This is a genomic window from Streptomyces sp. NPDC048197, from assembly GCF_043202395.1.
In the GTDB taxonomy this organism is placed as follows: Bacteria; Actinomycetota; Actinomycetes; order Streptomycetales; family Streptomycetaceae; genus Streptomyces; species Streptomyces siderophoricus.
This window is the reverse complement of sequence record NZ_JBIDAJ010000034.1, coordinates 1-13,884: the sequence shown is the minus strand read 5'-3', so window position 1 is coordinate 13,884 and position 13,884 is coordinate 1. Positions and strand designations below refer to the sequence as shown.

The 13,884-nt window shown below is 67.8% G+C and carries 14 protein-coding genes; 7 read left to right on the top strand and 7 right to left on the bottom strand.

The window, feature by feature from the left end; translation table 11 throughout:
- The first annotated feature begins 7 nt into the window (after window positions 1-7).
- Window positions 8-823 carry a class I SAM-dependent methyltransferase gene (locus ACGF4C_RS31640; RefSeq protein ID WP_393570871.1) on the top strand — a complete coding sequence of 272 codons (816 nt, stop codon included), beginning with the start codon at window positions 8-10 and terminating at the stop codon, window positions 821-823.
- 100 nt (window positions 824-923) lie between these two features.
- Here ACGF4C_RS31640 and ACGF4C_RS31635 read toward each other — a convergent pair whose 3' ends face one another.
- Both ACGF4C_RS31635 and ACGF4C_RS31630 read right to left on the bottom strand, forming a co-directional pair.
- Window positions 924-1,910, bottom strand: coding sequence for an amidohydrolase family protein (locus ACGF4C_RS31635; RefSeq protein WP_393570869.1), 987 nt, complete (start codon window positions 1,908-1,910; stop codon window positions 924-926).
- Between the two features lie 151 nt (window positions 1,911-2,061).
- Window positions 2,062-2,778 (bottom strand): SDR family NAD(P)-dependent oxidoreductase, encoded by a 717-nt coding sequence (locus ACGF4C_RS31630; protein WP_393570867.1) that lies wholly within the window; start codon window positions 2,776-2,778, stop codon window positions 2,062-2,064.
- Between the two features lie 189 nt (window positions 2,779-2,967).
- On the opposite strand from ACGF4C_RS31630, the gene ACGF4C_RS31625 reads away from it, so the two are divergent.
- Window positions 2,968-4,056 (top strand): Lrp/AsnC family transcriptional regulator, encoded by a 1,089-nt coding sequence (locus ACGF4C_RS31625; RefSeq protein WP_393570865.1) that lies wholly within the window; start codon window positions 2,968-2,970, stop codon window positions 4,054-4,056.
- Window positions 4,057-4,099: 43 nt separating this feature from the next.
- Here the strand turns inward: ACGF4C_RS31625 and ACGF4C_RS31620 are convergent, their stop codons facing one another.
- Window positions 4,100-4,909, bottom strand: coding sequence for a LysR family transcriptional regulator (locus ACGF4C_RS31620; protein WP_393570863.1), 810 nt, complete (start codon window positions 4,907-4,909; stop codon window positions 4,100-4,102).
- Between the two features lie 68 nt (window positions 4,910-4,977).
- On the opposite strand from ACGF4C_RS31620, the gene ACGF4C_RS31615 reads away from it, so the two are divergent.
- On the top strand, window positions 4,978-5,874 hold the full coding sequence (locus ACGF4C_RS31615; protein WP_393570861.1) for an NAD(P)H-binding protein: 897 nt from the start codon (window positions 4,978-4,980) through the stop codon (window positions 5,872-5,874).
- Entirely contained in the window at window positions 5,871-6,560 is a 690-nt protein-coding gene (locus ACGF4C_RS31610) for an SDR family NAD(P)-dependent oxidoreductase (protein ID WP_393570859.1), read from the top strand. The genes ACGF4C_RS31615 and ACGF4C_RS31610 overlap by 4 nt, the downstream gene beginning before the upstream one ends.
- A 95-nt stretch (window positions 6,561-6,655) precedes the next feature.
- Here ACGF4C_RS31610 and ACGF4C_RS31605 read toward each other — a convergent pair whose 3' ends face one another.
- Window positions 6,656-7,051, bottom strand: coding sequence for a DUF6234 family protein (locus ACGF4C_RS31605; RefSeq protein WP_393570857.1), 396 nt, complete (start codon window positions 7,049-7,051; stop codon window positions 6,656-6,658).
- A 144-nt stretch (window positions 7,052-7,195) separates the two neighbouring features.
- Window positions 7,196-8,035 (bottom strand): hypothetical protein, encoded by an 840-nt coding sequence (locus ACGF4C_RS31600; protein WP_393570855.1) that lies wholly within the window; start codon window positions 8,033-8,035, stop codon window positions 7,196-7,198.
- Window positions 8,036-8,698: 663 nt separating this feature from the next.
- On the opposite strand from ACGF4C_RS31600, the gene ACGF4C_RS31595 reads away from it, so the two are divergent.
- Complete coding sequence (locus ACGF4C_RS31595) at window positions 8,699-9,742, top strand: hydroxymethylglutaryl-CoA reductase (protein ID WP_393570853.1); 1,044 nt, start codon at window positions 8,699-8,701, stop codon at window positions 9,740-9,742.
- A 379-nt stretch (window positions 9,743-10,121) separates the two neighbouring features.
- On the opposite strand, the gene ACGF4C_RS31590 is transcribed toward ACGF4C_RS31595, so the two are convergent.
- Window positions 10,122-10,658 carry a nuclear transport factor 2 family protein gene (locus ACGF4C_RS31590; protein WP_388637184.1) on the bottom strand — a complete coding sequence of 179 codons (537 nt, stop codon included), beginning with the start codon at window positions 10,656-10,658 and terminating at the stop codon, window positions 10,122-10,124.
- A 508-nt stretch (window positions 10,659-11,166) separates the two neighbouring features.
- On the opposite strand from ACGF4C_RS31590, the gene ACGF4C_RS31585 reads away from it, so the two are divergent.
- Together ACGF4C_RS31585 and ACGF4C_RS31580 are read left to right on the top strand one after the other, a co-directional pair.
- Window positions 11,167-12,402 carry an MFS transporter gene (locus ACGF4C_RS31585; protein ID WP_393570850.1) on the top strand — a complete coding sequence of 412 codons (1,236 nt, stop codon included), beginning with the start codon at window positions 11,167-11,169 and terminating at the stop codon, window positions 12,400-12,402.
- A 57-nt stretch (window positions 12,403-12,459) separates the two neighbouring features.
- Window positions 12,460-12,915, top strand: a complete 456-nt coding sequence (locus ACGF4C_RS31580) for a DUF5946 family protein (RefSeq protein WP_393570848.1) — start codon at window positions 12,460-12,462, stop codon at window positions 12,913-12,915.
- Window positions 12,916-12,942: 27 nt separating this feature from the next.
- On the opposite strand, the gene ACGF4C_RS31575 is transcribed toward ACGF4C_RS31580, so the two are convergent.
- Window positions 12,943-13,722, bottom strand: coding sequence for an SDR family NAD(P)-dependent oxidoreductase (locus ACGF4C_RS31575; protein WP_393570846.1), 780 nt, complete (start codon window positions 13,720-13,722; stop codon window positions 12,943-12,945).
- Window positions 13,723-13,884: the final 162 nt, after the last annotated feature.

The window sequence follows — 13,884 nt, the reverse complement described above, 5'->3', positions numbered from 1 at the left end:
GATATTCATGACACAGCATTCCGCCACCACAGCCCCCTACCGCACCGGCTGGCTGAACAACCAGGCTCCCCACGAACGGGAACGCCTTCAGTCCATCCAGAACAGCGTCGATGCCTACACCATCAAAGTCCTCCAGGAACTTCCCATCGAGGCCTCCGCCAACTGCCTGGAACTCGGTGCGGGCGCCGGCTCCATCGCCTATTGGCTCGCCGCACACTGTCCCCAGGGACGTGTGGTCGCCGTCGACCTCGACACCCGACACCTCGACGCACAGCAGGCCACGAACCTGGAAGTCCAGGAAGCCGACATCACCGCTGAGGACTACGCGCCCGGCAGCTTCGACCTCATCCACGCCCGCTACCTCTTCTGCCACCTCCCCCAGCGCGACGAGGTCATCGCGCGGGCCACCCGCTGGCTCGCCCCAGGCGGATGGCTCGTCATCGAAGAGCCCTACCACCTGCCGGCCGACACCTCACCTTCTCCTCTCGTCCAGCGCGTCCTGGCCGCCTACCAGCGCACGTACCGCGACAACGGCGCAGACATGACGTGGGCACGGAGCCTTCCCTCCCTGCTCGCCCGCAACGCTCTGAGCCAGGTGTCCTTCGCCGGAAACCTCGGCTGCATGGGCGGCGGGAGCGCCAAGGACCGCTGGCTCCCCCTGATCACCCAGGCAGCCCCCGCCATGCTCGCCGACGGCCTCATCACCGAAGCAGACCTGACGGAATTCACCACCCTCCTCAAAGACCCAACGTTCCTCGACATCCCCCAAGTCACCATCGCCGCGTGGGGCCGGCGCCCCGAAGAGGCCGCGAGCACGCACTGAGCCGGCCCCCGACCTGCCTTGGCCTTCCCCCTGCGACACCGGCAGGCCACGGCGTGCCGGAACGCCGCCCTCAACCGACTTCTAGAAGTCGATGCCGTACCTAAAAGTCAATGCCGTACAGGGAGGCCGCGTTGGCCGACGAGAACTGACGGCGTTCCGTGTCTGAGGGGAAGTGCTTCAGGAAGGCATCGATGTCTTCTCTGGTGGGCCGTTGGAAGGGGTAGTCGGTCGAGAAGATCAATCGGTCGACGGAGGTGACGGACAGCGCGTGCTGCAGGAGGGCCGGGTTGAGCATGCCGGAGGTGGTGATGTGGAAATTCGACCGGACGTAGTCCGATACGGAGCGCTGCAAGCCGGCGATGCGGGAAAGGCTGTCGGCCCGGTCGAGCCAGAACAGCAGCATCTCTCCCCAATGGCCGAGCACCACCTGAAGGTCGGGATGACGGTCGAACGTTCCTCGCAGGATCAGCCGGAGCGCCGCGGTTGCGGTGTCCATGTGCCACCCCCAGCCGAAAGTGGCGAGGGCGAGGTCCGTCATGGGATCGAATCCGCGATATGAGGCGTCCCGTACCGCGTTGGAGGGTAGCTGCGGGTGGAGGAACACGGGCTGGCCGAGTCCTGATGCGGCGGCGAAGAAGTCGTCATAGGCGGGGTCGTCGAGGAAAAGGTCGCCTGATCGGCCGTAGACCATGCTGCCCACGTGCCCCATGCCCGCAGCTCTTTCCAGCTCGGCCGCGACGTCCTTCGGTGACGACATGGGAAGAGTGGACAACGACCGGAAACGGGTCGGATTCCGGGCGACGGCCGCGGCAGCCATATCGTTCGCAGCGCGGCTCAGCGCCAGTGCGTCTTTGGGCAGCAGCGGCTGAACTCCCGGCGGCGTCAGGGCGAGGATCGACACGTCGATGCCCTGCGCGTCCATGGCCGCGATGCGGCCGGCTCCCAGGTCTTCCAGACGTTCCTGACTGTCGCCCAACTCGCTCAGGACGAGGCTTTCATCAGGGTGCGGCAGCGCACGTAGGGCGGCCGTCACGTCCGGCATGACCCAGTGTTCTTCGACCGCGATGAGAGGTGTAGTCGTCGTCATCCCTGGCAATCTCCTGTGCGTCGCCCAGGTTCGGCGAAGAGCGATGAGGGGTGGGGGTGAGGATGGTGAGGGGCTGGGGATTTTCGAGTGATAAGGCCGCTGACGGTGCCTGCTGTTCGTCAGGCCGTCCGCGAGGGCCGCCAGGCAGGGGTCACCAGGGCACTGTCCGACCCGAGCGGTCCAGGTAGGCCAGACCGGGCGTGCCCAGTTGGGACAGCAGGACGTCCACCAGCAACGGGACGCTCTCCTCTACGGTGAACGGTGCGTCCGGCCCACCGAGCGCGGTGCGGATCCAGCCCGGCGCCATGAGGACGACGGCGCGCTGGGTCTCGGACTGCCGGATCGCGAAACTGCGCATGAACATGTTCAACGCCGCTTTGCTGCCGCGGTAGACCTCCCGGCCTGCGGTCGTGTTGTTGGTGATGCTGCCCTGCCCGGACGACATCGCTCCGACGAGTCCGGCAGGGGATACGAGGTCTTCGAGCGCCTCGATGACGCGCATGGGGCTGAGAGCGTTGGTGATCATCACCTCGACGAAATCGGCTGTCGTCACCGCGCCGATGGGCGTCCGCTCATTGTTCGTGGTACCCGCGTTGACGAAGAGCAGGTCGAGCCGGCGTTCCGCAAGACGCTCATGCAGGGGCGCAAGATGGTCAGGCTCGTTGATGTCGAGATGCTCGATGGTGACGCGCCCCTCGGCCCGGTCGGCGAGCTCGTGCAGGGGCGTTCGCGCAGAAGTGTCGCGGACCGTGCCGATGACGCTCCAGCCCCTGTCCAGGAATTCGGCCGCCATCGCGTGGCCGAGGCCGCGCGAGGCCCCCACGATGAGGGCGGTCGGCGTTCGCTGCCCTATGACAGTCGATGACATCCGGCGTCATCTCCGTTCCTTACGTCGTGAGCTCACTTGGTGCGTCCCTCGCCGAGACCGCCTCGGGGGCGTCGGACTGTGACGCTGCTGTGGCTCCTCATCGGTACGGGACGAGTCTGTTTGCCGCGCTGCCGCAGGCGCGAGTCAAGCCGGCCCATTCATAGGATTCCTCCTATGGCTGGTGCATCGATGTCTGAATCCTTCGAAATGCAGCCCGACGATGTGTGCATCATTCGGGCCCTGCAGGTCGCTCCCCGGGCCACATTCGCCTCGATGGCGGTCGCGCTCGGCCTCACCGAAAGCGCCGTCAACCGCCGGTACCGGCGCCTGTGCGCCGACGGCGTCATCCGCGTGGCCGGCCTGGTCAACCCGGGAGCGTTGGGACAGAGCAGATGGCTGGTACGACTACGTTGCCGGCCCGGCAGCGTCGCAGCGATCGCCGGCGCACTCGCCAAGCGCGACGATGTCAACTGGGTGGCCGTGGGCGCAGCGGGCTGCGAAGTCACCTGCGCGACCCAGTCACGGACGGACGCGCAGCGCGAAGAACTGCTCGGCCAACGGCTTCCGCGCACCGCGGCGGTGCTCGACATCAACGCCTTCGCCATGCTCCGCCAGTTCATGGGAGGCCGCGGCCACTACTGGGCCGCACTGCACGGCGTGCTGTCCCCGGAGCAGGAAGCCATGCTCGGGAGCGACGGCCCCCCTTTCACGGAGTCCCCGGTCGTCACTGGCGACCCCGTACGCCTCACCGCCGAGGACGAGAAGATGCTCGACGCGCTCGCCGCAGACGGGCGCGCCAGTCTCGTCGACCTCGCCACGGCGGCGGACTCCACGCCGGGCCGCGTGTCCCGCCGCCTTCACGCCCTGCTCCGGCAACGCGTCGTCCACCTCGACGTCGAGATCGCCGCAGCCGCCTTGGGCTATCGCGCGCGGGCGAACCTGTGGCTGCGGGTGCATCCGTCAGCGGTGAAGAACGTCGGACGCACGCTTGCGCAAGAACCAGAGATCGCCTTCGCCGCAGCCATCTCCGGGCCCTACAACATCCACGCCGTCGCACACTGCCGAGACTTCGACGAACTCTTCGAATTCACGTCGGACCGCATCGGTTCCCTGCCCGGCCTGCAGAGCATGGAGGTCTCACCTGTCCTGCAGCACGTCAAGCAGGCGGGCACGCTACTGTCCGGCGATCGCCTCGTCTCGCCCGAGAATCCTCCCGAGGGGCCACGGGACGGTTCGGACCGCTCACCCACGCGCGGCCGGACAGGCAGACGTCCGTGAGACCCAGGCGGCCCGAGGACGACCGGGCCAAGCACGACACCGCTCAGGCAGGCCGCAGTGTCGCGGTGGCGATTTCCAGGAAGTCGCGCAGCAGCCGGTCGCGCCGGTCCGCGGCGACCGCCAGACAGGTCTCGATCGCGGGGGCGTCCGTGACGGGGAGATGGACCAGGTCGGGGCGGGCGTAGGACCGCGCGACGCTCAGCGGGATGAGGGCGATGACGTGCCCGGAGGCGATGAGCTCGAACTTCTCCTCAAGCGACGACGTCCGCCGCCGGGGTACGTCGAGCATCCGCTCACCGTCGAGGTCTGCGGAAGTGAGCTCCGGGCGACCTGCCAGGGGATGTGTCGCGGGCATGCAGGCGACCCTGGGATCGTGACCGATGGGAAGGATACGCAAGCCCGATTCGTCGAACTGCCGCCGCAGATAGCCGACTTGGGCCCGCCCGTCCCGCAGCGGCCGGTCCGGCTCCCACCAGCTTGACGGGATGACGTCGATCTCGACGTCCGCATGGCGCGACGTGAACGCCCGTATCGCCTCCGACACCGGCAACCCCGGAGAGAAGGCGACCACGAGCCGTTGAACGCCCTGATCGACGTCGTGGACGCGGCGGACCGCCGCGGTGACCGATGAAAGGAGCTGCTGCGCCTCCTCGTAGAGCTGTTTGCCGGCTGCGGTCAGCTCCACGCTGCGGGTGGTCCGTAACAGCAGGGTGCACCCCAACTCCTGCTCCAGGGACTTGATTTGGCGGCTGAGCACCGGCTGGGCGATGAAGAGCTGTTCCGCCGCACGGCCGAAGTGCCGGTGCTCGGCCAGCGTGGCGAAGTAGCGGAGTTTGCGCAGATCGAGATCCATGCCCTGAAGGTATCAATCGTCGGGAAGGGTATTGGACGCCGCGAACGAACCGGCCCGAGACTCGACGCATGATCGTCATCACCACTCCCACCGGTCAGATCGGCGGCCGGCTCCTGGAAGTCCTGCTCAACGAGAACCGCACACGCGGCGAAGAGCTGCGCGTCATCGTGCGTGACCCCGGCAAGCTCCCCGACGCGGTCCGCGCCCGGGTCGACGTGGTCACCGGCTCGCACGACGACGCAGACGTCGTCGACCGGGCCTTCACCGGGGCGGACGCCGTCTTCTGGCTGGTTCCCTCAAACACACAGGCGCCGAGCCTGACCGCCATGTACTCCGGATTCACCCAAGCTGCCACGAAGGCCTTCACCACCCATGGCGTCGGACACGTCGTCGGCGTCTCGGCGCTCGGCCGAGGCACCCCCGTCGCCGGCCGGGCCGGGCACGTAACGGCGTCGCTGGCCATGGACGACCTCATCGCGAGTACGGGCGTGGCCTACCGGGCGCTCGCCAACCCCACGTTCCTCGACAACCTGCTGTGGCAGGTGCCCTCGATCCGCGACCACGGCGTGTTCACCGACACCGCCGCCGCCGACCGCAAGACACCGATGGTCGCCACCCGCGACATCGCCGCGGCCGCCGCCGACCTCCTGCTCGACCGCACCTGGACAGGGACCGGCGAAGTCCCGGTACTGGGACCCGAAGACCTTTCGCCCAATGACCTGGCACGCACCATGTCCGACGTGCTCGGCCGCCCGATCCGCTACGAACGGCAGACGTTCGACGACTTGCACAAGGCACTGGCGGGACGAGGCATGAGCGACGCGCTCGTGCAGGGCTACCTCGACATGATGCGGGCCAAGGCCGACGGCCTCGACGACGCAGTGCCGCGCACCCCGCAGACCGCGAGCCCCACCTCCTTCCGCGAGTGGTGCGAGCAGGTCCTCAAGCCGGCGGTCCAGGCATGAGCGCCAAGACCGCCCTCATCGTCGGGGCGTCCCAGGCCCTCGGGCTCGGCCTGGCCACCGAGTACGCCCACCGGGGCTGGGACGTCATCGGCACCGTCCGGGGGGATCGGCGCACCGGCCTCCACGACCTGGCCGAGACATCCCAGGGCCGCGTCACCATCGAGTCGCTGGACATGACCGAGCCGGAGCAGATCGCCGCGTTACGCGAACGCCTGGCGGACCGCACCCTGGACCTGCTGTTCGTCAACGCCGCCATCGCGCGGGACAACGTTCCCGTGGGTGAGGTCCCGACGGAGATGTTCGTCGAGGTCATGGTCACCAATGCACTCAGCCCGATGCGCGTGGTCGAGTCCCTGCGCTCGTTGGTGGCGCCGACCGGGACCATCGGCATCATGTCCTCGCGCCAAGGCAGCCTCACCCTCAACACCAACGGCGGCCACGACGTCTACCGCGCCAGCAAGTCCGCCCTGAACCAGCTGATGCGCAGCTACGCCGCCCGGTACGCCGATGCCGCGCATACGCTGCTGCTCATGTGTCCCGGCCATGTCCGTACCCAACTCGGCGGGCCCGCGGCACCGTTGACCATCGACCAGTCCATCCCTGGTGTGGCGGACGCGATCGACCGCCACAGCGGCGAACCGGGTCTGCAGTTCCTCAACTACCAGGACCAGCCCGTACCCTGGTAATCACCAGGGTCGGCAGGCGAAGTGCATGCGGAATTTCCCTCGTTGCCCAGGGGAACTCATGTGGCATGGAGCGCCACTGTCGGATGCAGACCTGCTCAGCAGTTCGCACTGTAGCGGACACACCCTGGCGGGGTGTGGGTGTCGTCCCACTGGTGTTGCGCGATCACCAGCACCCCGCCGGCCAGGAGAGCTACCAGCAGGTGCGCGATCAGTGTCCAGCGCGCACGGAAGATTCCCGCGAGAACTGCCACGACCAGTACGGCGACCAGCAGCACCCACACCCGCTCCACGTGCGCGAGGCTCGCCGCATCGATCCGCTCCCGGTCACCCTGCGCCGCCCACACCTCCATACCGAGGCCGAACATCCAGTCCAGCACGAGCCACGCTGTCTCCAGCAGGAACAGCGGGATCGCGAGGGCGAGGTCCACGCCCCGACGGGTTCGGTGGGACCAAGGACGCCAACTTCCCGGCGCCGGAAGGGGGTTCGTCATGGCTGCAGGGTGCCGAGTGCGGAGGTGGTGCGCATGAGTAGCCGTACTCAACTCTGAGCTGGCGGAGCGACTGGCGACTGACGACTGGCAAACCCAGCGAGGTTGCCGGCGCCCCCCGGCGACCGGCTCGGGCCGTTCGGCAGTTCAGGCTACGTGTCGGGAGGTCCGCTCAGGCTCGGTGACGTCCTTGCGCGTCATGCCCAAGTAGACGACCAGACCGAGGATGACGGTCAGGAACAGCGCGCTGGTCACCACGGTGCCCAACCCGACGCCGCCGTCGCCCGTCGGCTGGGAGAGGAAGTCGCCGATCGACGCGCCGAGGGGGCGGGTGAGGACGTAGGCGATCCAGAAGCTCCACACCGCATCCAGGCCGAGGGCGAAGTGTGCGAGGGCCACGGCGGCGATGGCCGCCGCGAACAGTACGGCGGACAGCCAGTACCCGAGGTCCATGCGTTCGGAGACCAGGTCACCGGCGGCGGTGCCCAGCGCGAAGGTGAACAGCACCGCCAGCCAGTAGAAGGACTCGCGGCTCGTGGTGTCGATGTGGTGGATGGACAGCGTCCGCTCGCGCCGGTACCAGACGACGAACACCACCGCGAGAACGATGGCGAAGACCGTCGTGCTCGTCTCCAGCGGGACGCCCAGGTTGTCGGTGAGGTTGTCGCTGATCAAGGTGCCGACGACGCTGATCAGAGCCACGGCGAGCCAGTACACGCCCGCCCGGTAGGCCCTCGTACGGAACTGCACCACCAACACCACCGCCAGCAGCGCGCTCATCAGCACCGACACACCGGTCAGGCCGAGGCCGGCCCTTTCGTTCAGCAGATCGGCCGCGGTCTCCCCGACCGTCGTGCACAGCACCTTGATGAACCAGAAGTAGGCGGTGACTTCAGGCACCTTGTTCCAGCGCGGCCGGTGGCGCGCGGTAGCGGCAGCTCCGCCGGTCTCGTGGAGGGTGGAGGTCTCGCATGTCTCATAGGTCATGGGCAGCGACCCTGCCACCGGCCACCTGAACGCATCCTGACTGCCCACGCGGCACCTGGCGCACCGGACGGCCCGGCACCGGCAGCATGGGCGCCGGCCACGGTCAGCCAGCGCTTCCAGCCGTTCATGTGCTGCCAGGCGTCGTCCCAGCTGCTTTCCTTGCCCGGGACCATGTCTTGCTGGTTGCCGTCCCCTCACAGGCGGACGGCACGCCCCCGCGGGCCCCCGACCCGACCACGTCGACCTTTCTTCGGCCATGGTGCGGTCACTTCTTGCGCCGTAGTCGGTCCACCGTTCCCGTGACGAGGGGGTGATCGCGGTCGACGGCTCCGACGACCCGGCGGCCGAGAGTACTGCTCACGCTCGCAGCGGTCGTGGCGTGGGGGCGGTTCGGTCCGTACCCCTTCCAGGCGCGTATCGGGCGGTGATCAATCCGCGAGCATCGCCCTCGCATCGGTCCTGATTCGCCGTACCGCCTTGCGTGAACCGCAGACAACTGGCATATGCACGAGGGGGATTCACACCGTCCGGGGTCCGGTGCGCCCTGATGATCAACGGCACTCTACGCTGCTGCGGACCGACCGCGGAGTCGAGGCGCGGGCGACCGGACCCGTGTTCCGGCGCCGGCCTTCGCGCCATCCGCCAGACGACGGGAAGTGCACGATGAACGACCTGCACGGAGTTGCCGGGGTCCCCATGAGGTGGGTGGGGCCCCTGAAGATTTCGGGGAATGTAGCCACTACGGAGACCGAAGTCCCGCTCGCCACCTATGAGTCACCTCTGTGGCCTTCCGTGGGGCGCGGCGCGAAGATATCCCGGCAGACCGAGCGCGGTATCGTCGCCACCCTCGTCGACGAACGAATGACCCGCTCGGTGCTCGTCGAAGCCGAAGACGCGCAGACCGCGTACGCAGCCGCGCGCCGGATCGACGCGCAGTTCGACGACTTGAACAAGGTCGTGCGCGCCTGCAGCGGATTCGCCGAACTGGTCGGCATCCGGCACGAGATCGCGGCCAACCTGTTGTTCATCCGGTTCGAGTTCACCACCGGCGACGCGTCCGGGCACAACATGGCGACGCTCGCGGCCGACGCGCTCTTGGGGCACATCCTGGAAAACATTCCAGGAGTTTCTTACGGATCGATTTCCGGAAACTACTGCACGGACAAGAAGGCGACCGCCGTCAACGGAATCCTGGGTCGTGGCAAGAATGTGGTAACCGAACTGCTCGTGCCGCGCTCCGTGGTGACCGAAATGCTGCACACCACGGCCGCCAAGGTAGCAGAGCTGAACGTGCGCAAGAATCTGATCGGAACGCTGCTGGCCGGCGGAATACGCTCCGCAAACTCGCACTACGCGAACATGCTGCTCGCCTTCTACCTGGCCACCGGCCAGGACGCGGCAAATATCGTCGAGGGCTCACAGGGTGTGACCGTGGCCGAAGACCGGGAGGGCGACCTCTATTTCTCGTGCACGCTGCCGAACCTGATCGTGGGCACGGTCGGCAACGGCAAGGATCTTGACTTCGTCGAGGCCAATCTGACGCGGCTCGGCTGCCGGGCCGAGCGCGAGCCGGGAGAGAACGCACGCCGACTCGCCGTCATCGCGGCCGCCACGGTGCTGTGCGGCGAACTCTCCACCATGGCAGCGCTGACCAACCCGGGCGAACTCATGCGTGCACACATCGACTTGGAACGCAAGCAGGGTTAGGGCGTGTCCCTAGTCGTGATCAAGATGCGGGACGCCTCTTCCGGCGGCCGTTTGCCAACTGGTGGATGTCCAGCGTGGCGCATGAGGAACTCACGTATGACGAGTGGGAGTTGGGGGTCGCCGGGAGGGGCGAAAAGCGCAGGCCGAGGACGAGGCGGACGAGTCCGACCCGCGTAGACGAGAGCGGCGGCGGATCCGGCGCAGGCGCCGGGTCCGCCTGAGGCCGCCCGGCTCGGGCGTTCGTGCGGCGGGCTCACCAGCAAGGTCGACCTGATCCGCAGGACCCTACGACGTACCTCCAAGCAGCACCACGCGGCTGACATGTCGACACTGAAGGCTTTCTGCACGGCTGCGGCCATAGCGCCGCTCCGGCCAGACCTCACGGCAAGCGGTTGCCCCTGTCTACCAGCTGATTGAGGGGGCCGTCTGTCAGGGTCGCACGCTGGTCCGTCACGACGGGCAGCCGTGACAGCGCCGCGGGCTCGATGAGTTGCGTTTGGCTGAGGACCGATGCCTGGTCCCAGTAGATGTGCTCGCTCGAGATCAAGGAGCCCTCGAAAGTCACGATGGCGATCACGGCGATGCTGACGGGGCGCCCAGTCGGGGCCACCCCCGGAAGGATCCAGGGCACCTGGCTGTCATGGGTGAATGAGATCAGCATTTCATCGACGATGCGGTCGCGTCCCGTGGTGCGGCTCAGTGATGTGATCGTGAAGTCCTGCGGATTGTGTCCTACGAACCAGCGGGCGTAGAAGTCCCGGACGGCCGGCCTGCCGCGGGCGCCCATGGCTGTGGGCACATGGAGCACCTCAGGTGAGTCCGTCATCGTGGCCATGGTCGCATCGACATCGAGCGTGACGAATTCGTTGCTGGTATGGAGCTCCCAGATGCGCTCCAGGTCCTGGGCGGTGGTCATGAGCAACCTCCTCGAGGTCAGACAGCTGGCCGCACCGATCTTTTACCGCGCCGACGCGCGCCTGGCTGAAACACGCCGAGCGGACCAACCATGTTGAGCGGATCGCCCGACGCGAGCCGCGCCCACCTCGCCCGGCCGGCGCCCTTGCGGTCACGGCCGAGGTCTGGCTCCGACGACTACCCCACGGCGGCCGCCCCAGGGCTCTACCGCCAGCCACCCAGGGAGTGTCCTGAGCTGATACTTCTGACGCTGCGGGGCAAAGCCACTCCGGAGGTTTCGACAGCTGGATCGAAGGCCTGGTGCTCGCAGGCGCCGGGCCGCTGGTAGTCCGAGGTTCCCACGTCGGCGGCTGCCACGGTTCGCCTGGCTGCACCCGTCGGTCGAACGCGCGTGCCTGCTGGGCCTGTCGCAGATATTCCGTTGACCGGGGGACGTCCCAGGCAGGAAAGTGTCGCCCTGGGCGGGACCAACGGCATACGGGGGACGGTGAGTGGTGGCTGGCTCGGGCATGACCCATGACCTGCAAGTCAAGGAGTCCTCGTCTGAACTGCCGCTGTGGACAACGGACTTCCGGCTGTTTTTCGCCGCCCGCACCACCTCCCTGCTGGGCGACGCGATGCTCCCCGTCGCGATCACGGCCGCCGTGATCCGGGCGGGATACGGGGCGAGCGGAGTGGGCTATGCGCTGGCCGCGCTCGTAGCCCCGTTCGCAGCACTGATCATCTTCGGTGGGGTGCTGTCCGACCGCTTCGGCGCCCGACGGCTGATGGTCGTCTCGGACACGGCCCGGCTCTGCTTCCAGGCGGTGCTTGCGCTGCTGTTCCTGCTGGGTACGCCGCAGCTGTGGCAGATCCTGGTGCTGCTGGCCCTGGTCGGGGCAGGCAGCGCACTCTTCCAGCCGGGAGTCGCCAGCATCACCCCGCGCATCGCGCAGGACGTGCTGAAGGCCAACGCCACCCTGCGCATTTCGGAGTCCGTGACCGCCGTCATCGGCCCCTCGCTGGCCGGCCTGCTGCTGGTGGTCTCCTCGCCGGCAACGGTGGTCGCCCTCGACGCCTTGACCTATGCGGTCAGCGGCACCTGCCTGCTCCTGCTCCGGTCGGTCCCGATGAGACCGGCCGCGCGGGACGGCGCCTCGTCGTTCCGGGCCGATCTCGTCGAGGGGTGGCGGGAGTTCCGGGCCAGAACCTGGTTGTGGAGCGTCATCGTCGTCTTCATGCTCTGGCAGCTGGCGGGCGCCGGCCCCGCCACGACCCTCGGCAACAGCACGCTGGTCACCGACTACGGAGCACCGACGTTCGGCCTGGTGATGTCGTCCCTCGGCGCGGGAAGCGTGGTGGGCGGCATCGTCGCGATCAGGCTTCGCCCGCGGTATCCCATCCGCGCCGGCGCCCTCTCCATGCCCCTGTGGGCGCTCATGCCGTTGGGGGTCGCTCTCGGTCTTCCCGCGCCGCTCATCGCGGGGTGTTACGGGGTGAGCGGCGTGGGCATGGCGTTCTGGATCGTCATGTTCCACACGAGCGTGCAGACGCATGTCCCGCAGGCCGTCCTCGGCAGAGTGCACGCGTACGACGCGGCCGGCTCGCTGGTGATGAAGCCGGTTGGGCAGGCGGTGGCAGGTCCGTTGGCGGCCGTGGCAGGGACGGCGCCGCTGCTGTGCGTGTCCGCGTCCATGGCGCTCGTCGCCTGCGCCCTGCTGCTGGCAATCCCAGCCGTACGCGGCCTGCAGCGCGCACAGCGCTGAGCCGCCGCCCGTACCCCTCACCGTTGAACTTGAAATCGACGATCAAGGAGGAGAGACATGAAACGCTGCGCGGAGTGCGGTGCGTCCATGGAGTCGCGATCCTGTGACGACCTGTTCCATCTCCTGCTCGCGTTGGACCACGCACGTCAGGCACCGTGGGGGCCGTTGCACGGCGTCTCAGTCTCTTGCTTTCTCTTCCAACATCCCAGTCGGCTTCCCGCCGACGATGGTGCGATGGCCTGGGCGCTCCTGCACGCCTATCTCGAAGGCGGCCTCGATGAAGTGAACCAGCTTGTCGGTCAGGCTCGTCGTGGCAACTCCCATCGCGGGAAGAACACCCCTGCACGAGTTGCCCGCGACGCGAAGCTGCCGACCCGGGACGCGCCGCCATCCCGTTTCGCTGTCACCATCGAAGAGGTCGCCGTCGACGGGACGTTCCCCGCCGAAGAGTTCGCGCAACGCGTCAAGGCATGGGCTGCCGCCACGGTCGACGCATGGAGCCGCGGCGCGTGACCCCAAGACCGTGAGCCCACCTAGGGCTCAGTGAACGGAGAGCCCGCCGTCGACGAAGATCGCCTGCCCGGTGACGTAACCGGATGCCCGGCTGGCCAGGAAAACCGCCGCTCCGGCGAAGTCTTCGGCCAGGCCGTTGCGCCCGACCATCGTGCGTGCGGCCAGCGCTGCCACCTGCTCCGGGTCGGACGACAAGCGTGCGTTGAGCGGGGTCATGACGAATCCGGGCACCAGCGTGTTGCAGGTGACGCCGTGCGGCGACCACGCCTCAGCCTGCGAGCGGGCCAACGACTCCAGTGCGCCCTTGGAGACCCCGTAGGCGCCGCTCTGGACGAACGCCCGGTGCGCCTGCTGGGAGGTGATGTGGATGATTCGCCCGAAGCCCCGCTCGGCCATGCCAGGCCCGAACCGCTGGCCCAACAAGTAGGGCGCCTCCAGGTTCACGGCCATCGTGACGTCCCACACCTCCTCGCCCAGCTCGCCCATCGGCGGCCGCAGGTTGATCCCTGCGCTGTTGACGAGAATGTCGGGCTCACCGAACACCTCGGCTGCCCGCTCCGCCGCCGCGCGCACTCCGTCGCGGGTGCTCAGGTCGGCGCTCACCCAGGCCGCCCGGCAGCCGTTCGCCGTGAGCTCATCGACCGTGGCGGCCAGTTCCGACTCCTTGCGTGCCACGATCACCACGCTCGCCCCCGCTCGTGCGAGAGCCTCAGCGATCGCTCGGCCGATACCGGAACTGCCGCCCGTCACCACGGCGACCCGGCTGTCCAGCGAGAACAGTTCGGAGAGGTAGCTTTGCGAGATCATGCCCGCACCCTAGACGGCGCGTCCACCGGCCGGTGGTGGGCTTGACCCGGTCAGCTGTCGGTGTTGTCCTGCTAGGAGATGTCTTCAAATGTCACGCCCACATCAGGAGCGAGGCGAGGGTGACGGCGGCCTGGTAGGACTCGGTGGTCTTGTCGTAGCGAG

Bases quoted from the DNA above. Each gene is read 5' to 3' on its own strand.
- ACGF4C_RS31575 (WP_393570846.1), bottom strand. From the start codon at position 13,722: ATGATCTCGCAAAGCTACCTCTCCGAACTGTTCTCGCTGGACAGCCGG.
- ACGF4C_RS31640 (WP_393570871.1), top strand. From the start codon at position 8: ATGACACAGCATTCCGCCACCACAGCCCCCTACCGCACCGGCTGGCTG.
- ACGF4C_RS31590 (WP_388637184.1), bottom strand. From the start codon at position 10,658: ATGACCACCGCCCAGGACCTGGAGCGCATCTGGGAGCTCCATACCAGC.
- ACGF4C_RS31600 (WP_393570855.1), bottom strand. From the start codon at position 8,035: ATGACCTATGAGACATGCGAGACCTCCACCCTCCACGAGACCGGCGGA.
- ACGF4C_RS31605 (WP_393570857.1), bottom strand. From the start codon at position 7,051: ATGACGAACCCCCTTCCGGCGCCGGGAAGTTGGCGTCCTTGGTCCCAC.
- ACGF4C_RS31610 (WP_393570859.1), top strand. From the start codon at position 5,871: ATGAGCGCCAAGACCGCCCTCATCGTCGGGGCGTCCCAGGCCCTCGGG.
- ACGF4C_RS31630 (WP_393570867.1), bottom strand. From the start codon at position 2,778: ATGTCATCGACTGTCATAGGGCAGCGAACGCCGACCGCCCTCATCGTG.
- ACGF4C_RS31580 (WP_393570848.1), top strand. From the start codon at position 12,460: ATGAAACGCTGCGCGGAGTGCGGTGCGTCCATGGAGTCGCGATCCTGT.
- ACGF4C_RS31620 (WP_393570863.1), bottom strand. From the start codon at position 4,909: ATGGATCTCGATCTGCGCAAACTCCGCTACTTCGCCACGCTGGCCGAG.
- ACGF4C_RS31615 (WP_393570861.1), top strand. From the start codon at position 4,978: ATGATCGTCATCACCACTCCCACCGGTCAGATCGGCGGCCGGCTCCTG.
- ACGF4C_RS31625 (WP_393570865.1), top strand. From the start codon at position 2,968: ATGTCTGAATCCTTCGAAATGCAGCCCGACGATGTGTGCATCATTCGG.
- ACGF4C_RS31635 (WP_393570869.1), bottom strand. From the start codon at position 1,910: ATGACGACGACTACACCTCTCATCGCGGTCGAAGAACACTGGGTCATG.
- ACGF4C_RS31595 (WP_393570853.1), top strand. From the start codon at position 8,699: ATGAACGACCTGCACGGAGTTGCCGGGGTCCCCATGAGGTGGGTGGGG.
- ACGF4C_RS31585 (WP_393570850.1), top strand. From the start codon at position 11,167: ATGACCCATGACCTGCAAGTCAAGGAGTCCTCGTCTGAACTGCCGCTG.